The sequence below is a fragment of the Bacillus sp. V5-8f genome (assembly GCF_002863565.1).
Lineage (GTDB): Bacteria > Bacillota > Bacilli > Bacillales > DSM-1321 > Peribacillus.
In genome coordinates this window covers 131,593-156,826 of record NZ_PGUW01000001.1, presented here as the reverse complement: position 1 = coordinate 156,826, position 25,234 = coordinate 131,593, and the positions used below count along the sequence as shown (strand labels likewise).

General features: G+C 40.2%; 21 protein-coding genes, 4 pseudogenes and 2 riboswitches. Of the genes and pseudogenes, 15 read left to right on the top strand and 10 right to left on the bottom strand.

The annotated features are described in order from the left end of the window. The first annotated feature begins 193 nt into the window (after positions 1-193). Positions 194-688 (top strand): sigma-70 family RNA polymerase sigma factor, encoded by a 495-nt coding sequence (locus CUU64_RS00610; protein ID WP_101631338.1) that lies wholly within the window; start codon positions 194-196, stop codon positions 686-688. 135 nt (positions 689-823) lie between these two features. On the opposite strand, the gene CUU64_RS23025 is transcribed toward CUU64_RS00610, so the two are convergent. The 6 genes and pseudogenes from CUU64_RS23025 to CUU64_RS00590 all read right to left on the bottom strand — a co-directional run bounded on the left by CUU64_RS23025 (position 824) and on the right by CUU64_RS00590 (position 4,033). Continuing rightward, positions 824-1,246: a methyl-accepting chemotaxis protein gene (locus tag CUU64_RS23025; protein ID WP_374702691.1), complete on the bottom strand. Its 423-nt coding sequence runs from the start codon at positions 1,244-1,246 to the stop codon at positions 824-826. Between the two features lie 639 nt (positions 1,247-1,885). Next, positions 1,886-2,143, bottom strand: a pseudogene (locus tag CUU64_RS23020) (C40 family peptidase); the annotation flags it as partial. Beyond that, positions 2,137-2,224 (bottom strand): annotated as a pseudogene (locus CUU64_RS23015) (NlpC/P60 family protein); the annotation flags it as partial. The pseudogenes CUU64_RS23015 and CUU64_RS23020, both read right to left, overlap by 7 nt. Before the next feature lie 132 nt (positions 2,225-2,356). Continuing rightward, positions 2,357-2,716: pseudogene (locus CUU64_RS23010) on the bottom strand (peptidoglycan-binding domain-containing protein); the annotation flags it as partial. A gap of 363 nt (positions 2,717-3,079) precedes the next feature. Then, entirely contained in the window at positions 3,080-3,292 is a 213-nt protein-coding gene (locus CUU64_RS00595) for a hypothetical protein (protein ID WP_101631336.1), read from the bottom strand. A gap of 54 nt (positions 3,293-3,346) precedes the next feature. Then, positions 3,347-4,033 carry a LysM peptidoglycan-binding and 3D domain-containing protein gene (locus tag CUU64_RS00590; protein ID WP_101631335.1) on the bottom strand — a complete coding sequence of 229 codons (687 nt, stop codon included), beginning with the start codon at positions 4,031-4,033 and terminating at the stop codon, positions 3,347-3,349. Between the two features lie 239 nt (positions 4,034-4,272). Here CUU64_RS00590 and CUU64_RS00585 point away from each other — a divergent pair, with 239 nt between their 5' ends. Beyond that, a complete protein-coding gene (locus CUU64_RS00585) occupies positions 4,273-4,485 on the top strand; it encodes a hypothetical protein (protein WP_101631334.1) in 213 nt (70 codons plus the stop codon). A gap of 62 nt (positions 4,486-4,547) precedes the next feature. On the opposite strand, the gene CUU64_RS00580 is transcribed toward CUU64_RS00585, so the two are convergent. Both CUU64_RS00580 and CUU64_RS00575 read right to left on the bottom strand, forming a co-directional pair. Beyond that, positions 4,548-5,483 carry a VanW family protein gene (locus CUU64_RS00580; RefSeq protein WP_101631333.1) on the bottom strand — a complete coding sequence of 312 codons (936 nt, stop codon included), beginning with the start codon at positions 5,481-5,483 and terminating at the stop codon, positions 4,548-4,550. A gap of 415 nt (positions 5,484-5,898) precedes the next feature. After that, the gene (locus CUU64_RS00575; protein ID WP_101631332.1) at positions 5,899-6,120 is read right to left on the bottom strand and encodes a YczF family membrane protein; all 222 of its coding nucleotides are present in this window, start codon (positions 6,118-6,120) and stop codon (positions 5,899-5,901) included. 127 nt (positions 6,121-6,247) lie between these two features. Here CUU64_RS00575 and CUU64_RS00570 point away from each other — a divergent pair, with 127 nt between their 5' ends. From CUU64_RS00570 to CUU64_RS00545, 5 genes are all read left to right on the top strand, one after another. After that, complete coding sequence (locus CUU64_RS00570) at positions 6,248-7,885, top strand: spore germination protein (protein ID WP_101631331.1); 1,638 nt, start codon at positions 6,248-6,250, stop codon at positions 7,883-7,885. Then, positions 7,875-9,092: a Ger(x)C family spore germination protein gene (locus CUU64_RS00565; protein WP_101631330.1), complete on the top strand. Its 1,218-nt coding sequence runs from the start codon at positions 7,875-7,877 to the stop codon at positions 9,090-9,092. The genes CUU64_RS00570 and CUU64_RS00565 overlap by 11 nt, the downstream gene beginning before the upstream one ends. A 236-nt stretch (positions 9,093-9,328) precedes the next feature. Next, entirely contained in the window at positions 9,329-10,459 is a 1,131-nt protein-coding gene (locus CUU64_RS00560) for a GerAB/ArcD/ProY family transporter (RefSeq protein ID WP_101631329.1), read from the top strand. Positions 10,460-10,564: 105 nt separating this feature from the next. Beyond that, complete coding sequence (locus tag CUU64_RS00555; RefSeq protein WP_101631328.1) at positions 10,565-11,515, top strand: LCP family protein; 951 nt, start codon at positions 10,565-10,567, stop codon at positions 11,513-11,515. Between the two features lie 417 nt (positions 11,516-11,932). Next, complete coding sequence (locus tag CUU64_RS00545) at positions 11,933-12,247, top strand: helix-turn-helix domain-containing protein (RefSeq protein ID WP_101631326.1); 315 nt, start codon at positions 11,933-11,935, stop codon at positions 12,245-12,247. Between the two features lie 584 nt (positions 12,248-12,831). Here the strand turns inward: CUU64_RS00545 and CUU64_RS00540 are convergent. After that, positions 12,832-13,509, bottom strand: a complete 678-nt coding sequence (locus tag CUU64_RS00540; protein WP_101631325.1) for a lysozyme family protein — start codon at positions 13,507-13,509, stop codon at positions 12,832-12,834. 209 nt (positions 13,510-13,718) lie between these two features. Here CUU64_RS00540 and CUU64_RS00535 point away from each other — a divergent pair, with 209 nt between their 5' ends. After that, positions 13,719-15,821 (top strand): Ig-like domain-containing protein, encoded by a 2,103-nt coding sequence (locus CUU64_RS00535; protein WP_101631324.1) that lies wholly within the window; start codon positions 13,719-13,721, stop codon positions 15,819-15,821. 51 nt (positions 15,822-15,872) lie between these two features. Here CUU64_RS00535 and CUU64_RS00530 read toward each other — a convergent pair whose 3' ends face one another. Further along, on the bottom strand, positions 15,873-17,654 hold the full coding sequence (locus tag CUU64_RS00530) for a M14 family zinc carboxypeptidase (RefSeq protein WP_180954412.1): 1,782 nt from the start codon (positions 17,652-17,654) through the stop codon (positions 15,873-15,875). Positions 17,655-17,952: 298 nt separating this feature from the next. On the opposite strand from CUU64_RS00530, the gene CUU64_RS00525 reads away from it, so the two are divergent. The 7 genes and pseudogenes from CUU64_RS00525 to CUU64_RS00500 all read left to right on the top strand — a co-directional run bounded on the left by CUU64_RS00525 (position 17,953) and on the right by CUU64_RS00500 (position 25,108). After that, positions 17,953-18,225 carry a hypothetical protein gene (locus CUU64_RS00525; RefSeq protein ID WP_101631323.1) on the top strand — a complete coding sequence of 91 codons (273 nt, stop codon included), beginning with the start codon at positions 17,953-17,955 and terminating at the stop codon, positions 18,223-18,225. 973 nt (positions 18,226-19,198) lie between these two features. Then, positions 19,199-20,230: pseudogene (locus CUU64_RS23005) on the top strand (HAMP domain-containing protein); the annotation flags it as partial. Then, entirely contained in the window at positions 20,222-21,169 is a 948-nt protein-coding gene (locus tag CUU64_RS23000; protein ID WP_374702690.1) for a methyl-accepting chemotaxis protein, read from the top strand. The pseudogene CUU64_RS23005 and the gene CUU64_RS23000, both read left to right, overlap by 9 nt. 242 nt (positions 21,170-21,411) lie before the next feature. Then, a riboswitch (cyclic di-GMP riboswitch) is annotated at positions 21,412-21,498 on the top strand. Positions 21,499-21,524: 26 nt separating this feature from the next. Continuing rightward, the gene (locus CUU64_RS21635; RefSeq protein ID WP_142383581.1) at positions 21,525-22,364 is read left to right on the top strand and encodes a hypothetical protein; all 840 of its coding nucleotides are present in this window, start codon (positions 21,525-21,527) and stop codon (positions 22,362-22,364) included. 253 nt (positions 22,365-22,617) lie between these two features. Next, positions 22,618-23,922: an acetamidase/formamidase family protein gene (locus CUU64_RS00510; RefSeq protein WP_101631320.1), complete on the top strand. Its 1,305-nt coding sequence runs from the start codon at positions 22,618-22,620 to the stop codon at positions 23,920-23,922. A gap of 341 nt (positions 23,923-24,263) precedes the next feature. Further along, positions 24,264-24,347: riboswitch (cyclic di-GMP riboswitch) on the top strand. 152 nt (positions 24,348-24,499) lie between these two features. Beyond that, a complete protein-coding gene (locus tag CUU64_RS00505; RefSeq protein WP_101631319.1) occupies positions 24,500-24,733 on the top strand; it encodes a hypothetical protein in 234 nt (77 codons plus the stop codon). Positions 24,734-24,784: 51 nt separating this feature from the next. After that, positions 24,785-25,108, top strand: coding sequence for a hypothetical protein (locus CUU64_RS00500; protein ID WP_101631318.1), 324 nt, complete (start codon positions 24,785-24,787; stop codon positions 25,106-25,108). Positions 25,109-25,234 lie beyond the last annotated feature (126 nt).

Here is a 25,234-nt window from a genome sequence, read left to right as displayed (position 1 = left end):
TCTTCGTTTGAATTGGTTTAAAAAGTATGTTTTTACATCTAAAAAAGCGATTTTTACACATGATGTGATATCAAAAATAAAATTTCCGCTTCCAAATGCTCATTTCTCACTTTCGCTGCAATCGGAAAATTCAGCTACATTTTAGGCACCCGGGAATAAATGAAAAGCGCGCTTTTCCCAAGGTGCAAAGTGAATGGATGAGTTTTCGAAGCTTGCAGAGCAGTATACGCCAATGATTCATAGCATCATCAGAACGTTGGGTATCTACAAAAACAAGGAGGAATTTTTTCAGATTGGGCTGATCGGATTATGGGAGGCAGAGGCTAAATTTAATCCTGAAATGGGGAAGTTTTTTACATATGCTTATTCAACGGTAAAGGGAAAGATTTTGAATGAGCTTAGAAAGGAACATGGGTTTGAAACACGGCATACACCACTTGATTTGGAAACGGGGGATGTTATTAACAGAATGATAACGTTGGATGAACCCTTACAATTGGAAAATCTGCAAACATATTGCGATGGGTTAACCAAACATCAGGCTGACTGGCTGCTGCTTACCTTTCAAGAAGGAAAATCACTGCCTGAAATTGCAAGTAAATTAGGAGTAAGTGTAGCAGCGGTAAAATCATGGCGTCAGTCTGCCTTGAAAAAGCTAAGGAAGAATCCTGAGTTATTCTGGGATTGACTGCTATTTTCATGATCTAGGGTTCTTCCTGTTGGATTGCACCGGGAATTCGTTGTTTCCTTGGTGCAATTTCTATATCCAAGCTAATTTAATCAAACGATTGATTAAATGAAAAGTGGCGAAAAAGCAATTTGACTAAACAGTGGCCTTATTGCTCAATTCAGAAGCCGTATTTACAATATGTTCAAAAGAGGAATGGAATTCTTCGATCATGGCAGACTGTTCCTCTGAATTCGAAGAAATGCTTGCTAGAGTGGAGATGATTTTTTCTAGGTTTTGCATCATTTCTTTTACCTGGGGTTCAACCGTTTCTACGGATTCCTTGCTGGTGTCTGCCATTTTTTTTATCTCATTTGCCACAACGGCAAAGCCTCGTCCATGTTCTCCAGAACGTGCTGCTTCTATGGAAGCATTTAAACCTAAAATGCGTGATCGAACAGCAGTATCTTTTATCATGGCTAAGATGCGTTCGATATGCTTGATTTCATCCTTCAGTAGCAACGATTCTTCTGCGAGATCCTGGAGGTCTTTTGCAACAACGTCCGCCACTTTGGTCATCTGTTCAGAAGTTGCTGACAATTGTTCACTTACAGCTGTTAATTCTTCAGCTCCAGTTCGAAGTATATCCAGTTTGTGGTTTGAAACAATTGAGCTGATGACTCCTATAGTTTTCCCATTTTCTTTGATCGGTGAAGCCGTTGATATATAGGCAACGCCAAAACGCTGTGCATCTCTTTCTTCCTTAAGCATCTTACCAGTTTCGTAAGCTTCATAGGTTAACGTCCCTTTGAAGGCGTCGAGGGGAGCACCCACAGGAATCTTTATATCAATCGTTTTTCCAGGCAAATACCCGATTACCTTTTCCGTATCCGCAATGACAAGACAGCAATCCTCAGGAAATATGCTTTGGATGATCTCCAAATTAGCCAACAGCTGTTCTAACTTCTTTTCCAAAATAAGCAGCTCCCTTTAAGTTCATAGTTTAAGCAAAAACTTTCTTTAAGTAGTATCGACTAAATTAATAATATTTTGAATATATGGAAATTTGGATTCGGTAATAATAGATTAGCGGGGGAGGCACCCCGGCCTGATTTAGCTAATATATTCTTTCTTATGTCCTGACTTTGCACGGGAGCCGCTTGCAAATGCATTAAATGCAAAAAAAGACAGATCATAAGCTGATCTGTCTTTCAATAATTATATTCTTTTTGCTCCAAGATACCGAGGAGACCAGTAGCTGTTGTCCATAGAACTAATACTTACTCCGTTTGAAGAGGAGGCATGGATAAACTGCCTGTTGCCGATATATATGCCGGCATGGGAAGCACCTGGTTTATAGGTTTCGAAGAATACGAGATCGCCAACCTGTGGAGTGGAGACACGTACTCCCTTTTTATAAATTTCTGCTACTGTTCTAGGCAGACTGATATTGGCGCTCTTCTCAAAAACATATTTGATGAAACCGCTGCAATCAAACCCGCTTGGCGTACTGCCGCCCCAAACATATGGAACACCCATATACTTTTTGGCAGTTGTAACTACGCTTGTTGTTGACGGCGAAGTATATGCTGCTTTGACCACTGAACTGCCAGCAGTCGTTGAACTCCCTAATGCTCTGAATGTATTTTTGCCCACGATTCCATCAGGCGTCAGGCCATGCCTTTTTTGGAAGTTGATGACGGCACTTTTGGTTATAGAGCCAAAATAAGCAGTTGTTCTGCTACCTTTAAAGAATCCTTTTTTCTTAAGGATTTCTTGTAATTGTTTTACATCGCTATGTGTCATACCGCTTTTTAGGGTTCTTTTGCCAAAGGAACTGCTATTCACTGTAGAAGAACCTTTCGCAAATCCTAATGCTTTTAATGTATTTTTTCCGACGATCCCATCAGGTGATAGACGGTTTTTCTTTTGAAAATTCACAACAGCACTCTTAGTAACTGTTCCAAAATAAGTCGTTGTTCTACTGTTCTTAAAGTAACCCTTTTTCTTAAGAACCTCTTGCAATTGCTTAACATCACTGTGAGTCATGCCACTTTTCAACGTTTGATCTCCCAAGGCTGCGCTGCTGACCAACGGACTGCTGACAAGTAAGGTACCTGCCATCACTACGGATGTTACTAATTTTTTCACGTTTTGTATTTCCCCCAACTCTTTTATATACCCCAAATACTACCATCCTAAAATGACAATTCCGTTTTAGTTAAGTAACAGCAATATTAAAAACTAATACAAATTGACGTCAGAATGAAATGATACTAAATGTTCTGATTATATTAAAAGAGTAGATAGGAGAAATTAATCAAACGTTTGATTAAAGCAAAAAAAAGGCCAGTGCCCCATAATTAGGGATGGCCTTTTTTTTCAGTTGTATTATAGAAGAGTCCCGCAAATTTAAAGGTTAGTAGAAGTGAAATGATTCCCATTATATAGGTAGCCATTTTCTGCTAGATAGTCTTTCGCCATTTTCTCTGCTGCTTCTTCCGATTCAACTCCGAAAGCGTCCTTCATTGTCCTCGATAAAGCGAGTATTTGTCCGGGCTCAACTTTTCCTTCGATAAATCGGTCCAGTATGTATTTAATCGTTTCATTAATTTCGTTTTCCATAGAATTAGGTACCCTCCAGGAGAGAGAATATTCATGCTGGAACCATTCAAACCACTAGTTAATGATAGTAACTTTTATGTTCTTTACACCATAGTTCACTGCTGTTTGCTGTTCAGGGTAGAAGATATCTATTTCGTTCCCTTTAATGGCGCCCCCAATGTCAGCCGCCGTAGCATAGCCATAACCTTCAACATGAACTTTGGAACCAAGCGGGATCACATTCGGGTCGACCGCAATTACCTTTTCACCAGGATTATTCCTTAGGTCAACTCCAGTTTTAGTAATTCCAGAGCAACCCTCACAGTAGGCTGTGTATGCCGTTGCCCTTACAGTGATCGTTTTGCCAATCGTTTGCTGTTGACGTTCCAGAGACTCTTTAGATCCTTCTGTAGAGTTAAATGCTAATTTTTGGCCCGGGAAAATGGCGTCCGTCTGCAAGTGATTCCAATCTTTTATGTTTTTAACTGTCACACCATTTTTATGTGCAATTTTGAAAAGTGTATCACCCTGTTTTACTATGTATTGTTTTGTTTCTGGTGAAACTGTTATGTGTTGATCAGGATAAATAAGATCTGAGCTTAATTGATTCCAGTTTTTTAGTTGCTCTACTGAAACCTTATGGGCATTTGATATTCCCCAAAGGGTATCACCTTTTTGTACGGTAACCGTTTGTGCATATGTAGTATTACCGGTGAAGCCCAATAGAAGAGCCATCGCGAATAATGAAAATATTTTTTTCATCGTGTAAATCCTCCTTGTCTCGCCGTAATGCTTCTCATCATAGCACGAAAAATGACGACATATTGAACAGCCAGGTAATATTTCAATTGCGAAAGTAACATCACCGTGACAGGATGATTACACGGCTTTTTTAAAAAACAGTGTTCTCTCAAAAAAATTTGCTTTCTTACCTTAATAGATTTATATATTTTCTATTAGGGTCTTCCAACTTTAGAACCTTAGAAAGGGGATTATCCGTAGTGAAAGAATTTCGTGTATGCTATACGTATGATTCGGAAATTAAATTCGTGGAAATACAGAAGAAGCAAAGTGTTAAGCCAGAAGAGGTTAAACAGGAGATTTTACATAATTTATTACAAGTAAAAGATTTAGTAAGTACAGAGGAGAACAATGGTAGATCTCATTTGCGTTATGTACGGGTGATGGAAGGGGAATGTGGCGAGGATGAGTGAGACTCGCTTTACATGGCATAATTTAATTACAGCAATAAAAAAAGACGGAAATTCCGCCTTTTTTAATGATTGGGAACATGCTTAGCAGCTGCCCTTATTTCAACAGTAATGCTGCCGCCTTGTACCATAGCCTTAATAATTACAGGGTGATTTTTTGTATTCTGGAACTTGAAGTCTTTTCCGCCCCATGAAACCGTAGCATCCCGATCTTTAGGGACGTAACCAACAGTCTTTGAATGGTGATGAAGCTCGATAATACCAAGACCAGCCTTTTCCACGGCATTATAAAGTGTAGTAGAAGTCTGGCAAATACCCCCGCCAATGCCTTCAACAAATTCCTTGTTTACAATTTCCTTAGCCTTTTGATACCCTTTTGCAGCAGTTCGTTCACCAACTACCAGATTGAAGTAAAACCTGTCTCCAGGACCCAAAACAATGTTGTTGATCTCATTTGCCGAAAGCCGTATATTTGTGGTTCTTCCAGCAACTGAAGAATTAAACGTTGTGGTAAATCTGCCCAAGACAGCTTGATCTACATCTGCAGCAGCTTCCGCCGAAATATTAGGTACCTCTTCACTAATCGGTACTTCGACTGACCTCTGGAAGGCGTTCACGGATTCAAGTTCTTTCGTAAGCGCCTCAGAATTTACAACAATCCGGGACTGCCCCGGTTTCAGTTGACTGCCGCCTACCAATTTGGCAGGTATCATAGGGCGGTCATACTTCGCCTCAAATTCTTCAGCTATCTTTTCCGCATCCTCTGCTGTTTTAAGAGAAGATGCCTTTATTTTTTGCAGCTCTTTGCCATTTCTAGAATCGATCAAGGCAAGTTCTGGCTCGGTAAATTGTTTTGCCGAGAGCGAAAGTTCTTTTTTATAATGCTTGATTCCATGATGTCCATCTTCCGCAGAACCAGTAGCTGTTCCCCCGATACTGCCCAATAAAACTAAACCGCCAGCAACTGCACCAGACATTAACAATAATATTCCTTTTTTCATGCTCTCCACACCCGTACGTCAAATTTCCCCAAACCCAGTCTGCATAACTTTTTTTCTAAGAAACTACTTATCTCTTTTACCCGGTTCACAAGCTACCATCACATTGTGCACTCGATATTTCCAATTATATGATATTGGTCCACTTTATGCACTGATTTTTTAACGAAACTGAAATAAACTTAATAAAAAAACTGTTTTCTTAAACAGCGTGTAATCTATACGGATTTTTTTGAGTATCGTGGTTATATTTTACAATCAAAGGGATAAATTGCCCATCATTATTTTATGTTAATTAGTGTTTTTACAGTAATAATTTTACAATTTCCCCCTTCATTTGACTACTTTTTTAACTTGAGAAAGCAGGCAAACGTACTAGCTGAATTCGTGGCATAGTTAATAAGTTATATTTGAAGGTTTATTTCTTTCTCTTTTTTTGATAGTAGGGAAGCAGCGTTACGATAATGGATAGGAAAATCAACAAATAAAGTACACCTAACTCAGCACTTTCCATAACTTGAAAAGGATTAACAGCATTATGCCAGGCGTGCCTTATTTCAAATCCCATAAGAATATCAAGAGCTAGAGAAAGAGCCATTAATAGTCCGAGCATTAAAATAGCAATTAATAGAATTTTCATTTTTTCCACCACTCTCCATAGTTAGTTTTTCTTGCTGAAATCCTTTATATGCGTATAGTGGTAAAAATTGAATATATCGTTTGGACGCTGGAAAGAATACAGATAAAAGTAGGAAGGGTACTGTGTTATGCCTTCATTTTTTAGAGGTAAGAAGGTAAGGAAAAACGGAAATACTCAAAAAACCAATAATCAAAAACAGTCCGCAGAAAAAAAGCCCGAGTTAATCGATTTTTCATTGCCTGTTAACCTGGACACCATTAAAGAGAGAACAGGAAACAGCACGGATATTGTTACCCGGCGTTTAAGAATCGGGCTAAATTCTGAATTGAAAACGGCCATTGTTTATGTTGATGGTGTTGTCAATGAACAATTTATCCATGATTTTTTAGTTGAGTCATTGATGAAGGATCATTTTTTACAAGAAAAATTGACGCTGGAAAATGTGACGGAAGTCATTACTGATGATTTGGTTGCCCTCAGTAAAGTGAAATCGGTATCGGAATGGAACCAGTTATTATTGTCTTTGATGTCGGGAGAAACAATTATTCTTATCGATGGATTGGACAAAGCTCTCAGTGTAAAGACAGAAGGCGGGGAGAAACGTGCCATTGAAGAACCAGGCACCCAGGTTTCAGTTCGTGGTTCAAGGGCAGGTTTTGTAGAATCGCTCGGGACAAATACAGCTTTAGTACGTCGTATCATTAAGAATCCAAACTTGTGGATGGAATCCATGAAAATAGGGAAAGTCACGAAAACAGATGTTGCCATCATGTATATCAATGGCATAGCTAAAAAGGAAATTGTTGAGGAAGTACGAAGCCGTTTGAGAAAAATAGAAATCGACAGCATCCTTGAATCGGGATATATTGAACAGCTTATTGAGGACCAGACGTTTACTTTTTTTCCTACTATTTATAACACAGAAAGGCCAGATGTGGTTGCGGGAAACCTCCTTGAAGGGAGGATTGCTATTTTTATAGATGGAACTCCGTTTGTGCTGCTGGCGCCCGCTGTATTCGTTCAGTTTTTTCAAACGGCCGACGATTATTATTACCGCTTTGATATCGCTACCGCATTGCGGTTATTGCGGATCTCAACCTTTATCATCTCCCTGATTGCCCCCGCTGCATATGTTGCGGTCACGACCTTTCACCAGGAGATGGTTCCAACCCAGCTGATAATTGCACTTGCAGCGCAGCGGGAGGCAGTGCCTTTCCCAGCCATTGTCGAAGCACTAATTATGGAAATAACATTTGAAATTTTGCGGGAAGCCGGTATACGTTTACCAAGGGCTGTTGGTTCTGCGGTTTCCATTGTTGGCGCCCTTGTTATCGGGCAGGCCGCAGTACAGGCGGGGATTGTGTCACCCGCCATGGTTATTGTCGTATCGATCACCGCGATTGCCAGTTTTGCAACTCCTTCCTTTTCAATGGCAATTTCAGCACGTTTGATACGATTTTTGTTTATGTTAAGCGCTGCCTCATTCGGCTTTTATGGGATCATTCTGGCGTTCATTATGATGCTTGCCCATCTATGCAGTTTACGTTCTCTTGGTGTTCCGTATATGGCACCGCTAGCCCCATTTATCCCAGTTAACGTAGCTGATACGGTTGTTCGCCTTCCGTGGCTGGACTTGGGTACAAGAGCTAAATTGATCAGCAAGCAAAACAATATACGCCAAGGGGAGCACACGAGACCTCAATCCCCTGAAAATAATGGAATTATGACCAGTAACACTGGAAAAGGTGACAGAAATGATTCGTAAATGGGCATTTGTTTTCTTGATGCTGGCCTGTATCAGTTTTGTGTCCGGATGCTGGAGCAAGAAAGAGTTAACCGATATCTCATTAGTTTCAGCCCTTGGCATTGATAAAAATGAAAAGGGCAGGTATGTAGGAACTTTTCAGATCATTAACCCTGGAAATGTAGCAGGAGGCATGCAGGGTGGAGGAGGAGGCGGACAAGGACCAGCGGTATCCGTTTATTCTTCGACTGGCGACAATTTGGTTGAAGTAAGCCGCCGTGCATCCACCAAGATATCACGTCGGCTGTACTATGCCCATACCAATCTGGTAGTCATCAGTGATGAGCTGGCAAAAAAAGAAGGCCTGTCAGATATGATGGATGCCCTTGACCGCGATCCTGAGTTCCGGTCAACAGCACGTGTTGTCATTGCCCGTGAGTCAAGCGCTGCAGAAATCGTAAAAACATTAACGGCTGTCGATAAGATTCCGTCAAATAAAGTGATTAAAACGATGGAATTAACAGAAAAAAGATGGGGCGAGCATGTGAATATGAACGTCCAGGAATTGTTGAAGGATCTAGTATCTTCCGGAAAAGAACCCGTGGTTACTGGATTTCGCATGGTTGGCAATGCCAGACAGGGTAAAAAGATGGAAAATATTCAACAAACCGCCCTGGATGCAGTCCTCCAAGCGGATGGCATTGCCGTCTTTAAAGACGACAAATTGGTTGATTGGCTTCAAGGGGAACATGCAAGGGGGACATTATGGATTCTTGATAAATTGAAAGCAACAGGTATAAGTGTAGACTGGGGCAATAAGAAGGAAGCAATTGTTTATAAGATGGTTCGCCAAAAAACAAAGGTCTCTGCCAGTATGAAAAACGGCCAGCCCGACATTTCCATTAATGTTAGGGCGGAAGGGGATATTGGCGAGACAAAGGTACCTGTCAATCTAGCCAATTCGCGTGAATTGTTAAAAATAGAAAAGGCATTGGAAAAAGAAATCGAAACAGAGATACATAAAGCAATTGCCAGTGCTCAGAAAAATAAGTCGGATATTTTTGGATTTGGTGAGGCGCTGCACCGATCCAACCATAAAGCATGGAGACAGCTAGAAAACAATTGGGATGACAATCACTTTCCCCGAATAAGAGCACAGATTAAAGTGGACGCTCATATACGCCGCACCGGCCTAAGAAACAAACCCTACCACTTGGGGTCAAGTTAAGGCCAATTCCTTCAGCACGGTAATTCTCTATCGCGATGGGGGTCAGTCCCCCAACGCGGTAATGCACTAAAGTGCTGGGGTGGGGGTCTGACCCTCAGCACGGTGACGCTTTAAATGAAACATAGGGAGTTCGTCCCCCGAAACGGTAAGCGATAATCAAAATAAGAGGTCAGCCTACCATGAAGAAAAAATTTAACCGTAGGTGGACTTATCCAACAAAAGGGAGGTGACGATTTGTGGAGCAGGCAAAAATCAGTACATACCAGTTGTTTGTTCTAATGTTTTTATTCCAGCTTGGCAGCGCCATTGTGATTCCTCTTGCAGTAGGAGCAAAACAGGACGCTTGGCTTGCCGTTTTACTTGGGATGATAGTTGGGATTGTTCCCTTTTTTATCTATTACGGGCTATATCAGTACTATCCAAACATGCTGCCGACAGGATACGTGGAAAAAATAGTCGGGAAGGTTTTAGGCCGGGTACTGTCCCTTCTTTATATCCTCTACTTTTCATATCTTACGGCAAGGGTATTGAGGGACTTCGGAGAGATGCTCTTGTCATTTGCTTATATGGAAACACCATTGTTTCTCGCTAATGCTTTATTGATGCTAGTAGTTGTATATACGGTACGCAAAGGAATCGAAGTGTTAGCGAGAACGGGCGAGTTGCTCTTTGCCATGATTTTATTGCTCTCGAACACCGGACTTTTGTTGATTATTTTTTCCGGATTAATCGACCTTAATCATTTAAAGCCTATATTAGAAGAAGGTTTTAAACCAGTAGTGAGAGTGGCATTAACTGAGACATTGTATGTACCGTTTGGCGAAGTAGTTGTATTTGCTATGATTTTTCCTTACTTGAACAACCCAAAGAAGGCAAAGTCCGCCGGTTTATTGGCTCTGGTCTTGAGTGGGGCCGCTCTGACGATTGTAACGGTTGTTAACATCAGTGTTCTTGGGGTTGACCTTGTTTTGCGCTCTCCTTTTCCTCTTCTATCGACGATACAGTCCATCCAGATCGCCAATTTTTTAGAAAGACTGGATGTTTACTACATGCTTGGCTCCATTATAGGTATTTTCTTCAAAATAAGCATCTATTTCTATGCAGCCGTAATAGGCACTGCTAACGTATTTAACGTGAAACAATCATCGCAGCTCGCTTATCCCATTGGCATTGTCATCTTATTTCTATCCGTTTCAATCGCAAGTAACTTTCCGGAACACGTGCAGGAAGGACTAAGAATTGTACCATTACTATTACATCTTCCATTTCAAATAATCATCCCGCTGCTCCTGCTAATTATCGCCTTCATGAAAAGGAGAAAAATCAGTAAAACACGGGGTCAGACCCCCAGTGCTGTAAACCGTTAAAGCGGTGGAGGATATTCTTGAAGGATAAATTTACAAAAATTGTAATCCGATTTGCCGTTTGTTAAATTAAAGGAGTTATTACAAATTGTAAAGGTGCGTATCTTTATGGAGAATTCTGAACGGAGTACAAGAATACGTAATCGGAGAAAGGGAAAGAGAAGGGTTTTCTTTCTGTTGTTTTGGGTGTTGCTTTTAATTTTTTTAGGCATGGCAGCATATTTTTATTATGAGTATAAAAAGGGAATGGAAAATGCCCAGGATGAGGCCAACCTCAACAATGAGGAATTTGAATTCAATGGAGTGGAGGATGAATTCGGAAAGGTAAATATATTGCTGCTCGGTGTGGACTCAAGAGACGGAAGAGCTTCAAGGACAGATACGATTATGATCGCCCAATATGACCCTGACACGAAAGAGTCAAAATTGGTTTCGATTATGCGCGATTCTTATGTAACAATACCAGGGCACAGAAAAAATAAAATCAACGCAGCCTATGCGATAGGCGGAACGGAATTGTTAAGAAAATCAATTAAAGAAAATTTCGATGTTAATTTACAATACTATGCTCTTATCGACTTTGATGGTTTTGCTGCAATGGTGGATACCGCTTTTCCAGAAGGCATTACCGTTGACGTACCTCAGAGTATGTATGGAGGTACTGGCATTACCTTCAACCCGGGAAGACAGAAGCTCCATGGCCAAGAGTTGCTGGCATACGTAAGATTCAGGAAGGACGCCCAAAGCGATTTTGGCAGGGTAGAACGCCAGCAGGCAGTGATAAAAAGCATAGCGGATGAAGTCCTAACTGTTCAAGGGGTAGTCAAGATTCCAGGAATGCTCGGCACGATCCAGCCATATATCTCTACTAATATGAAGAAAACCACCATGCTATCGATCATCTCTCCTTACTTCCTTAATCGAAACAATAATGAAATCATAACATTTAGAATCCCTGTAGATCACTCGTTTGAAAACAGGAGATACCAACATGCAGGAAGCGTCCTTGAATTGGACATAGAAAAAAATCGAACCGCCTTAAAAGAATTCTTAAAATGAAGGGGCGAATGATGGGGTCAGTCCCCCGCTACGATAACGCGTTAAAGCGGGGGGAGTCCCTCTTCGCAGTATTGGTTAAAGCGGTAAGAATCAGTCGTCCTTACTGCATTACAATAGAGGAAAAAAGGGTGCTTATCAAGAAACAACAGATGGTTATCAATATTTTGTTATCTTTAAATAACATTAGGTGGAATAAGCTCGCTTCATTTTATAGGTTTGTTTATATGCGTTTTGGTTTTCTTCGCTTTTTAATTTCTTTAAAAAATGTTTTACTGAAAAAATATATTGCCGTTTACGGAATGATGTTTAAAATTAATGTAAGAAAAAACAAAAATTTCAAAGTTAAGTAAATATTCACTGCGATTATCATGTATAATTACGTAAATATAAATAAATATAAAAAAGGCTGGGATAGAAATGAGGATTATTGGTGATGTCATTAAACGAAGAAGAAAGGAACTGAACATGACCCAGAATCAGCTTTCTGAGAAGCTTGGGGTGTCCAGTACCTTTATTTGTAAAATCGAGACCGGTTTTACGCCGCCCAGTGAAAAGCATTTAAAAGCAATTGAGGAAGCATTGGAAATGGATTTTTCAAATTACTTCACTACGGAAAATCAACTGCTGAACAAGTGGAAAACTGTCATTAATTTGTTTGAGGAACAGCAGCTGCAGCCTGAAGATGTAAAGATGCTTATTCACTTTATCACCAATATCAAAAAGACCGGTTAAATCCATTTCATTGTGGATTGTACTTTCGTGCTATTAATAAATAGAAGATTAGAACTAAAATAATCAGCATAGCCATTTAATCAAACGATTGATTAAATGAGTTTCTGTTTATTTTTTTGTTTAAAATCATCATAAAAGCCTGCTGTTTTTCATTAAGATGGACGCTCGGGGATATAAAGGACAAATTCGAAAGATCAGGCAAGAAAAATGTCTTTCATCGGGGATATGAAGGACAAAATCATAATATCACGCAAGCAAAGTGTCTTTCATTGAGGGCATGAAGGATAAAATTCAAAGAGCAGGCAAGCAAAGTGACCTTCATAAAGTAAATGCCACCTGGTTGAACATATATTTAGCGTTACATATGGTGCTGGCGAATCATGGAGTTTATGTAAAGTCCATTGGATTTTAATTTTCATTATCAGAGGATTGATGTGAGGGCCATACTGACTAGAAATGCATGCGGCCTGTTTATGCCATAAATCACATTGATGAGAAAGGCGAAAACCGCATCAGAGGTGGAGTTAAATCTCACACCTCCTGCAATCAGCAATGTTTCCGCATTTATTATGTGCCCAAATAGATTAGAAAGATTCATAGGTTGAAGTCCCAGCGTTAGCAGGAACACTGTCAGAAAGCGATTCTATATTTTTTGCCACCTTCGTGCTGTATGTGAAATCTCCGTAGCAGTAAGGGTAACGGAAATTGCTTTTGTTCCCCCCGCAATTATAGGTATTCGGTTTTTTGTTTACTTGGAGCATGGAGTATTTCTTGGCCAACTCCTCAGTATGTTTCCCTCCATGCTGGGCGGTATAATCTATATACCCAATACCCATGTTGTAGGCCTGGATAACTGTCGGAAAGTCCACATTTTTGCGTTTTCCGTAAGCCACTGCCTTATGAAAATGTTTGACTCCTTGCTGAATGCTTAGCTTCGGATCCTTGATAGAATTTGGAGCAAGCCCCGCTGATTCGGAAGCCTGCATTGGATCCCCGCCTAGACCGCGGCTTTCCTGCTGCATTAAGGCCACAAGAACCATGGTGTATTCTTCAAGATGATACTTTGCTAATTCGCTGTTAATTAGAGAAGTATACTTCTTGGCATCTGCAAAAGGATCGCCGAATTCCCTTTTTGAGATGGAAGATGAGTCCTGTTGAATCGGAATCTCGACAACCTGCAACAAGGCTATAAAAGCAAAAAGGCAGATTAGCAGCATAAAAAGGGTCTTATTAGATTTTTTCTTCCGCTTCCGTTTTTTCATAGAGTTTCTCCTGGTCGATTTCTTCTATGACATTATAAATCAATAGAGAGTTTTATGACATTAAAAAGAAGGGGTCAGTCCCCCGCTGCGTTAAAGCTTTACAGCAGTGGGGGACTGACCCCCTTACGTAGACCCCCTTAATTATTTACTCTTTCTGGCGATAAAAAAGATAGGTCAATAGATTTAAATCGGGGGGAGTCTAAGTAGGAATGCTTAAGCGTATCTTGGTGTTGGCAATGGTCTCCGTGTTGGTTAGTTTTCCGGTTGATGCTTATGGTGAGGGACAAGCGACGAAGAATGTGAGAGTGGTAGAAAGCAGCGGTTCGCAAAACTATCTATTGATTAGCAATGAGTCTGTAGTGGCAGACAACGTTCAGGATATAGGGAATCTTACTCCTTACAATAAAGAGATAACCATGAACAAAAGTTTGAAGCCGCAAGCGTATAAAATGGATTTGAACCGTCCTTATACAATCACACCGGCGTTAAAAAAGAGTATAAAGCGGGCGTCCATTAAGCCTGTTTATAAAGTGGGCAGCACTAAGCTTTTTTGGGTGACAGATTTCAGAACAGAACGCGATTATTCACTCACAGCAGAATTGAATTATAGCGGTTCAAAAACAAATGTCTGGGTCCATAACAAGCAGATTACGAAAGAACAAGCAGAACAATTGGGACAGGAATTTGATACAAAAATCCATGAGATGGTCACAGAAAATTTCGGAGTTGAATCCGATGTCGACAGCAATGGAAAAGTAGATATTTTATGCTACGACATTCAGGATGGATTTAATGGAACAGGCGGCTTCTATGCCGGGTATTTTTATGCGAGAGACTTATTTGATGTAAGTAATTCAAATCAGTCAGAGGTTTTTTACATCGATACTTATCCGTTAATGGGCTTGAATGCTTACAAAGATGTTACAAAGGCTTATACAACACTGGTACATGAATTTCAGCATATGGTGAATTTTAACCGAAATGTGTTGATAGAGAATAGTGGAGAAAGCATGGATGTATGGCTGGATGAAGCTTTGTCGATGGCTGCTGAACAAATGTATACAGGTGAGGCATTAGCCGACCGAATCGACTATTATAATCAATCTGAATCGAATAAAAACGGCCATTCCATACTGTACTGGGATTATGATGGGGATATTTTGTCCAACTACGCCTTATCTTATTTGTTCGGACAATATTTAAATGTACAAATCGGTCAAGGGAACAGCATTTTTAAAGAAATCATAGAAAACCAGGATAATGATTACCGTGCAGTCGAACAGGTAGTAAAAAAATATATTGACCCATCCATGGATTTTGGACAATTTATGACCAGCTTCAGGGGGGCTTTGTTGTTAAAGGAAGACAAGGGGCTGTTTGGCTTTAAAGGGAATCCTGCATTTGATGAGATCAAGCCAAGAATCTACAACGGCGCATCCAACCCTCTGTTATTTGGGGGAGGCTCCATTGTAAAGCAGGTTGGGTCGGTGCCAAGCGATCCGGTGGATAAAGGTTCCAATATTTCGTATACCTTTTTTAGCTCCAATGCGAGCCGACCTGTTACTTCACCAGTGCCAATGTCTCTTTCTGTTAATAAGGTAAGTGATAAGGATACATTCCTAAAAGGTAAAACAGTAGCAAATGCTAAAATTTCCATTAAGACAAGCAGTGGAACAATTGGAAGTGGTCTTGCTAATTCTGCTGGGGACTTTACGATTAAGATTCCCAAGCAAAAGGGCGGGACGAAGCTGACGGTTACTGCTGAAGAGAACACAGGAAATGGAAGCAGAAGTGCAACGGTAACTGTAGTGGATGAAACTCCACCAGCTAAGCCAACAGTCGTGTCTGTGGATGATAATGATACCGTTGTAAGCGGAAACGCTGAACCAGGTTCGTACGTTTGGGTCCAAGTGGGGGACGATTGGGTGAATAATGGTACCCTGGCAGGACCAACCGGGAATTTCTCGGTAAAAGTGAAAACCCAAAAGGCAAGTACGTATATAGCTGTATGTGCAGTTGATCCCGCTGGCAATCAAGGCGGCTTTACTGAATTGTTCGTGAAGGATAAAACGCCGCCGAACACCTTGTCAGTATCCCCGCTCTATGGAAATACCAAAACCGTAAACGGGAAAACCGAGGCAAGAGCCCTCGTAGAAGTGAAGAGTGGTTCTATCCTATTAGGAAAAGCTTATGCGGATTCCAAAGGCTATTATAAAGTCGCTATCAAAGCTCAGAAAAAGGTGACGAAACTGACGATAAATGCATCAGATTCGGCGAAAAATAAAAAGGTCGTAACGGCTGTAGTTAAATAAACGATAATAAAAAGCGAAGACATTATGCCAATGTCTTCGCTTTTTTACTGCTTATTTAGTAATAGGATTAGTTGTTTCCACTGGCGAATTTTCAGGCTGCTGGTTTGGTTGCTCAGCCTGTTGTTTTGAAAGCTCAAGTGCAATTGCGTCCTTTTTGGATGCTAACATAGATTCGGTTGCACTGTATGGTTTTAAACCTTTTGATTCCTTAAATGCTGCTGACTCAACAGTAAGCTTATCATACTCAGCCAAATTCGCTTTCACTGCCTCAAATTGTTTCGCTGTCAATTGCTGTTCCATTTGGACAATCAGCTGATACCTTGAAATTTCAAACTTGAAATTATCCCTGGACAGATTGGCAGGGTTAAGATATTTGGCCGTAGCTAAGTTCTTAACCGAAGTTCCATACATCTTCGCTACCTTGCTAGTAACGGCAGGAATGGTTTTTACGAAGTTCTGGTAGTGAGCTACTGTGGCTTCATTTAGAGTTCCGCGTGCAAAATAGCCTGTAAGTGTCTTATTGCTTGCATTAAGCTTGTCGCCTTCTTTTACGGCATTGATGAAAGCAATAGAGCGGTCTCTATGTAACTTGGCTGTTGTCAATGCAGTTGTCGGGCGTGAACGGTATTTGCTTGGCAGCTTAGTCATGGCTGCTTCATTTTTCTTAACTTCATTGCTCACCTTATTATATAAATCCTGGTGCGCAGTTTCGATCACTAAATGGTTCACGGTCTTGACTTTACCTTCATAATAGGTTTGCAGTTTCTTTGCTGTTGCATCGTAAGCTTTGATCTTTTTCTCCAATGCCTGGCTTTCGCCTAGCTTACGAGTGTCGTAAATTTTCCCGCCTTCCTGGGCGGTTAATAAACCAACCGCAGCATTTTGTCGCCAAACACTCGACATCCTGCTCAGCGGAACATTTGTTTCACCTGCGTAAGGGGCAATTTCTAATGTATATGCCCGCTTTTTTTGTACTCGCGAGAACCAATCGCTGAATCCACCGCCTGTACTTTTGCCAGGTTGCAAGGAGTAACCAGTCATGCGGCTTAACGCTTTAGCCATGGCATAATCTGCCGTGTAACGGGTTCCTGTCTGATGGTAATTCCAGAATATAAGCTGGCCGCTGCTATGGTATGAGATCGCGATTTCTGGCGAGATTGATGTAACAAATGCTAAGAGCGCTTTTGTCTCTGCAGCTGAATGTGGGGCCGTGCCGTTAAAATTTTTATAGCTTGGCGATTTTGCTCCGCCTAGGTTTTTCCAGTTAACATTATACTGACGGTTTAAGTCGACACCTTTTCCGTTCGCCTTCCATCTTGTAAAGTTAGTGCTGCCACCGTTCATCCTTTTTAAACCTGCGTGTGCACTTGCCGGGAAAGCTTTTAATCCGGATTGCTGGAGAGTGACGCCATCAGGGTTAACCATTGGGACAAACCAGACTGTGGTATTGGTTAGGATTTTTCTAACGTCGTAGCTATTAATTTTCTGATTTTTTGTGTAGGCATACGCATATTTATCAATCATATTCATATTGACATTGGTTGTCATCCATTCACGTGCATGGTGAGAGCCGTTGATGAACACAGTCGATGGCCCTTTCCCTAAAGATACGGCATATAAGTTGCGGCCGTACTCCGATTTGCCGATGACCCTTACAGTAATCAGATCAGGATAAGCATTTTTTAGTTTTGTAATGTCCGACATCATTTGCGAGTATGTATATGTTTTATTAGGATTCACGATATAAGACTGGGCTGAAGCTCTATCTGTATAAAGGAAACCCATCAGCATAAAAAACAAAAAAGCAATGATTCCTATTTTAAACCTTTTCAAAATTTTCCCACCTTTTCCAATCTATTTCTACAACATTCTACAATACTCTATTAAAAATTAATAGACTGAATTTCCTATTTTTAAAATCTAATTAGCTAGTAAACCAGGAAAAAATGATAGAGTGGGAAACTAAAATAAAAAGTGGTGGTGGAAAAATAAATTTTCTGAATTTTCCTTATTATTAGGGACGAATGGCTTATTCTAATATAGTGATGGAATGGTAAAATAATGGTAGTAGTTGGGTTAAATACTCCGTCTTTTCGTTCGAAAAAATTTGGACAAGCGGAGGGACAGACAGATGAGACTACGATTTAATTTTAAGTCTACAACGTCCACTGTTGCTAAAGCCCCGCGAAACAAATCATCGTTAACAGAACGCAAACCTAAAAAGTCAGCACGAAAAAAAAAGGACATGAACAATGCGCATTTGCTAAGCCAAAGTGTACTGAACTTTGCAAGAGCCACATTTGTGCTTGTCCTGACGGTAATTTTCATTGTCCTGACCTGCATGGGTAAGATTGACTCAAATTTTTTCTACACACTGGTGGGATCGTTTTCGCCGTTTCTTTAAAAGGCTGTTGATTAGCCTGAAGACTATGTGGTAAGCAAACGTTTTCCATATGCTTGATTTCCGGTTTTTGGAGGATCCGGAAACCAAATCCTTCGACCCAACGAACGAAAAGATGATGGGTATTTGCATAGGAAAGCGGCTGCTGATAGTTGAATAATCAAAGAAAAGGGAAATGCCCCGCCAGGCAATTCCCTTTTTCAATGCGAAAAAAATGTTGGAGCATTTTCTTCGCCAAATTAGTCCACAAGAAAATTGGGAGACAAGTGTTCTACTATAACAACAGCGATATGAATCGCGAGTTAAATTTATGAGAACAAATGCCGAACGGACAAGACATCTTGTGAACCAGATTTAATTTTAGAAGTCTACTGTCTTATTATAGCACCGGTGAATCGAATGTAAACCAGTTACTTTTCCAATGTAAGAAAATTGTAACATTTGGTTTGTTTGTTTTTTTTCTGATCCTTTAATTAACATAGAGGAGGGTATGTATTTCGTCTTTGGAGTAAATCATTGATTGAATCCATGCGGATTATGCTCAATCGAATATCATTTCTGATCCATTTACTACTTGGATATGGACAACCTCAGATTTAGCCGCAGAGTTTCCGTAAGTTTATCTCCATTCCATAATAAAGATCAGTATTGCGGCGGAATGGGGCTACGCCTGAATTGTCCTAAACAAATGGATGCATGAGGAAAGCTTGTCCTAAGAAGGGAAATGGATGAACGAGCAGTCACATACATTTGCAGGGAAGGGTCCTGTGGGTTACGGAAAAAAGACCTATCAAAAGAAGCAAGGAGAAAATAGGAATCTTAATTTTTCAACGAGTTTGAAGAGAATAGTGCCCATTCATAAACAATTGGGTATTTTTTATCGATCTATAGTGTGGCAACCCTTTTGAAATAAATTCAATAAATATATTTCTTAATTTTCCGATATTAATAGAAACAGATAAAAGGGGACCCAGCCATGAAGAAAATTTTCAATTTATCAATCAGGAACAGGCTGATCATTTCATTCGCCTTAGTCCTGTTAGTTCCAGGCATAATTATCGGATGGACATCGTATTCAACTGCAAAAGAAACTGTTGAGAACCAGATTACGATGTCTGCTTCCGAGTCCGCAAAACTATTAAATTCAACTCTTGACCGATTCATCGAACCGGAAATCAGGAATATTGCTTATTTGTCTGAAGAAATAACCACAGCGGACTATACAGGCTCGAATCCTGTTTTGCAACAAGGCATCCTTACACCTTTTCTATCCAAACATCCAGAAGTTTCGACGATTTATGTAGGAAGTAAGGATGGAATGTTTATTAATGCACCAGCAAAAGAAATGCCTAAAGGATATGACCCGCGTGAAAGGCCCTGGTACCAGGAGGCCATGAAACAAAATGGTAAAGTTGTCATCACAAGCCCATTTGAGTCTAAAACGACAGGGGACTTTGTATTTGGGGTTGCGAAAGTGTTGAAGGACGGATCTGGCGTTTTAGCAGCAGAAGTAAAGCTTGAGACCATCTCTGCAATTGTAAATAAAGCACATATCGGAAAAGAAGGATTTGCATTCCTTGCTGATAAAGATAAAAAAGTCATTGTTCATCCCACAACAAAACCAACAGACCCATTAGAAGGAGATTTTGTAGGTAAGATTTACCAATCAAAAACGGGTAGTTTCGAATACACCATAGACAACCAAGACAAAAAAATGGTTTTTGCCACTAATGAATTAACCGGGTGGAAGGTTGTAGGAACTCTTTATAATGATGAAATAACAAAAGCGGCCCAGCCGATTTCTAATAAAACAATCCTTGTGTTGAGTATTTCATTGATTGTCGGCTTCGTACTTATTTTCTTTATCATTGCTTCTATTACAAAACCTCTGCGCTCTTTGGTCACTGCATCAGAAAAAATTGGACAAGGAGATTTGACGGAGGAAATACAAGTTCACGTTAATGATGAACTGGGTCAACTCGGCAAAAGTTTCAACAAAATGTCCAAAAACCTGCGAGAACTGATTGATCAAATTGGAACCAATACGGAACAAGTTGCAGCCTCTGCTGAGGAATTGACAGCAAATGCAGAACAAACGAGCAAGGCAACAGAACAAATTGCGTTAACCATTCAAGAGGTCGCAGTAGGGACAGACAAACAAATGGAAAGTGTAGAGGAAAGCTCGATCCGAATTGCTGAATTGGCACAGGAGGTACAGCGTATTTCAGAAAATGCCGATAGTGTAAATGTAGCATCCATTGATACTTCTGAAAAAGCGGCTGAAGGAGAACGAAGCATCAAATTGGCCGTCAATCAAATGAACACAATCAATAACACATTTGCCAATCTTTCAGCCTCCATCAAAATGCTAGGAGACCGTTCAAATGAAATTAACCAAATCATTGAAGTGATTACAAGCATTGCATCTCAAACGAACCTTTTGGCACTGAATGCAGCAATTGAGGCTGCAAGAGCAGGCGAACATGGGAAAGGATTTGCGGTAGTAGCTGAGGAAGTAAGGAAACTGGCCGAACAATCCTCCCACTCCTCACAGCAAATTGCTCAATTAATCGCCAGCATTCAGGAGGAAACAAGCAAGACAATTGAATCAATGGCACATGCTACAAACGAAGTGAATGAAGGGATTGGGATAGTCGATTTAGCAGGCGATTCATTTAGCCAGATTCAACAATCCATAAACGATATGGGGACGAAAATCGAGCAAATCTCATCAGCTGTCCACAAAATTACAGCGGGGACTGAACAGGTCGTTGAGTCGGTCATGGGAATCTCCCAAGTGGCAGAAGCAGCCGCCGCCGGCACTCAAAACGTCTCTGCCGCAACCCAGGAACAACTTGCATCAATGGAAGAAATCTCGGCCTCTGCAAATGCCCTATCCAATATGGCCGATGAACTCCATCAGGCAGTTGGCAGATTTAAAGTTTAGGGGGTCAGTCCCCCAGTGCGTTAGTGTGTTAAAGTGTTACGTTCTATACGGTCCTGAAGTATGAATAAACAAAGTGATTGATGTAATTCTATAAGAATTTTAGAGTATCCTTGAGATCCATTCACATGCAGTATATGAATGACTAATATTTTATAATTAACAAAAATAAGCTAAATTACCTATTACTATTGATTCAAAATCTATTATATTTAATGTAATCGTTGTAAGGCTTTGAAAGATATACAACGAAAAGGCAAAGCTATGGAAACGTGGTTACGCAAAGCTTTAGGGGCTAACGCATGATATTGCTATGCCAGCCAGCTGCCGAAACTATATCAATAAGGAGAAGATTGCTATGAAAAACACGAAGAAATTACTTGCTGGAGGACTTGCATTAACTCTTCTACTATCACAGGGAGTGTCCAACGCTGATGCTAAAGGCAATGACAAGTCAAAGAAAGAGCAAAAACCCAAGGTAACAGACAAAAATAAAAATGGAATAGCTGATCAATGGGAAGTAAAATATAAGCTCAGTTCAGGCAAAGATATAGCAAATAAAGATAATGACAAAGACGGCCTCATCAACGTGATCGAGTATAAGTTAAATTTAAATCCTACTTCAGCTGATACAGATAAAGATAAAATTGTTGATGGTGACGAAGATACAGACAAGGATGGAATTACTAACGGAGCTGAGCTTGATTTGGGATTAAAGCCTGACAACTCTGATAGCGACAATGATAAAATTAAAGATGGCTCTGAAGTGCAGGGCAAAGATGGGGTTAAACTTTCTCAAAAAATAAGAGAATTTAAGGTAGATGTGAAAACTTCCCATAAGAAAAGTATTCAAATTCAATATAAACTCCTTAAAAATAAAACATTCGTACAGGTCAAAGATAAAACAGGTACAGTCACTAAAGAAATGGTAGAGTCCTTGGTGAAAGATCTGCAGGCTTCCTCTACGTTAACAAAGGAAGATATCATCTCTAAGGTCCAGGCTTTCTTCAAATTGGACAACACATATAAAATTGATGCGAAAGTTAAATACTTAAGCGGCAAACATGTGGAAATTGACAAAGAAGTAAAAGTTGAGGACAAAAAAGAAGAAGAAGACAAAGCGGATTCCGGTAAAAACCAAGTAGAAGAATCTGATGATGAAGACCATGATGATGAGGATGACCACGATCAGGAATAAGTAAGGAGCTAGCATATATTATTATATTATTATATGCTGGCTTTTTTCATTTGGGGGGTCAGTCCCCCGGTGCGGTGAAGTACTAAAGCGGGTCGGGGAACTGACCTTCATTTGTATAGAAAGAAACATAGTAATACAGATTAAGAAACTTATTAATTTCTTAAGAACAGTTCTTTTGAAAGCGCAAACATAGTATCCTATACTGTTATTAGCTAGAAAATCTATTTTAAAGAGAAGGGTTGGGGGAAGAAAGATGAGTGCGAAACAAACTGTATTTGTCAATGAGTTCACGAATGGTATTTTAGATCCTAACAATGAAATGCTGGGACCTGTAAAGGATGGCGGGCATATTGTAGCTAATACTGCTCCTGGTTGCTGGGGACCGATGATTACACCTGCAATTCGCGGGGGCCACGAGGTAACCAAACCTGTATTTGTAGAAGGAGCGGAAGTGGGCGATGCGATTGCCATTAAAATCAAATCTATTAGAGTTACTTCTGCTGCGACTGCATCTGGAAATGATGAACCGGTTGATGGAAGATATTTAGGTGATCCGTTTGTTGCAGGAAAATGTCCCGAGTGCGGTACCATCAATCCTGAGACTATTATTGAAGGAATAGGCAAGGAATCGATTCGATGTGCAGAATGCGGCATAGATGTAGTTCCTTTTGTATTTACGAATGGATACACGATAGCTTTTGATTCAAATCGCAATGTAGGGGTTACCTTACACAAAGAAGCGGCTGAGGAAATTGCAAAAGAAGGTCGTTCATACATGGCTACACCCGAACAATCCATACAGAACCCTATCGTAACTATTGCACCACATGACTTAGTAGGAACGGTTGCGAGATTGCGTCCGTTTTTAGGACAGCTTGGAACAACGCCTTCCAGACCGTTTCCTGACTCTCACAATGCAGGGGACTTTGGCCAATTCTTGTTAGGAGCCCCGCATGAATACAAACTAACAAAGGAACAATTAGAGGATCGAACTGACGGTCATATGGATATTAATCGGGTACGGGAAGGCGCTGTTCTTATTTGTCCTGTAAAAGTGCCGGGTGGCGGCATTTACCTTGGTGACATGCACGCCATGCAAGGTGATGGTGAAATAGCAGGGCATACGGCTGATGTAGCAGGTATCGTAAATCTGCAGGTGAAGGTCATTAAAGGGCTAAATATTGATGGACCAATTCTATTGCCTGTCGAAGAAGACCTTCCTTACCTTGCAAAGCCCATTACGAAAAAGGAAAAAGAAATAGCTAGAGGTGTAGCGCAACAATGGGACGTCAAAAAGCTAGAGGAGTCACTCCCTATTTCATTTATCGGTACTGGAGCCAACTTAAATGACGCAACAGAAAACGGTTTAAAAAGAGCGGCAGATGTTCTTGGCATTTCCGTTCCAGAAGTCATGAACCGAGCCACTATTACCGGCTCTATTGAAATTGGCAGACACCCGGGAGTAGCAACAATAACATTCCTATGCCCGGTGAATTATCTTAATAAGATTGGTATTACTCACATTGTAAGAGATCAATATATAAACTCTATGGAGTAATGCAAGCAAAAAGGAAGGTGGGGTCAGTCCCCCGGCGCGGTACAGTGGTAAAGCGCTGGGGGACTGACCCTCATTTGTGTTTTAGACAACTGCACTAGGTGAAGCGCGACAAATAGACAGAAATTAATTAAACGATTAATTAAATAAATAAAAAGTAGGGACAACAAGCGCTAGGACTGGAATTATAAATTTAATCAAACGATTGATTAACAAGAAAATAATAGTTTTTCCTCCCAGCAAGGATGCTGTATTAACATGGGAAATTAAGCTCATATATAACCGCGAAAAAGGATGAAAATTGTTGAATAAATGGTAAAAAATATTTATAATTATAGTAATGATTATGAAAAAGGCAAACCTATTGAAAGATAGGGACGCAAAGCCACGGGTCTAAAGCATTATGCCATGACAGCCGGGTTGCCAAAAGTTCAACTATTCAATAGGTGGGTTTATTTTTGGCTATTCTATTTCTGTAGAATGGCCTTTTTTTATACGAAAATATAAATTACGGGGTCAGTCCCCCGATGCGGTAACGTGTTAACGCAATGGGGGACTGACCCCAGAGAAGGGTGATAGTATGTTTGGAACTGTAGAATATTTTGTGAGTGAAATGCGCCATTTAGCTGAAAATACTGATGCGAAAAAAGACGAGTTTTTGTCAGATATTTATTCGAAATTTCAAAAAGAATTAAAACATGATTTTGTTTGCGATGAAAAAATCCGTGTTGAATGTCTACAGAACCTGTCTGTGGCCTATCAAAACGTTGTGGACAATGCTGATTCATCTACGAAATTGAATGATGCCTGCTGATGTTTCCCAAGCATTAAAAACAAATAATATACAAAGCAAGGAGACCTGGATTTGCCAAACGAACAAGAAGCTTTACTAAAAAAGTTCAATAAGATGCTAGTCGACTATCCGGATAATGCTGATTCGGCTTCTTATTTTGTCAGTTTCCTTAGGTTATTTTTACGACAGAAGCCCTCCTCATCCTATCTCCCAACCATCGAAATTATGACGATTATTAAACATGAAAAACCAACCGTATTTTTCATGATGCGAAAACTGGCAAAGTATGATTTTAATCTGGAGCTTTTAACGGGACTACATATGGATTACGAAAAAGCCCGGGAAAACTTGCAGAACCAGTTGAAAAAGCCTCGGAATCAATCCTCTACCTTTTAAAGTGATAGTATACCTATGTTCCGAATGGTTTTTGTCGAAAAGAATACAAAGAAATACCTTTTGCAAAGTGCTATTATTAATTTGTAAAAACTTGGTTTAACTTCCAGATTTAAACCCTAAAATATA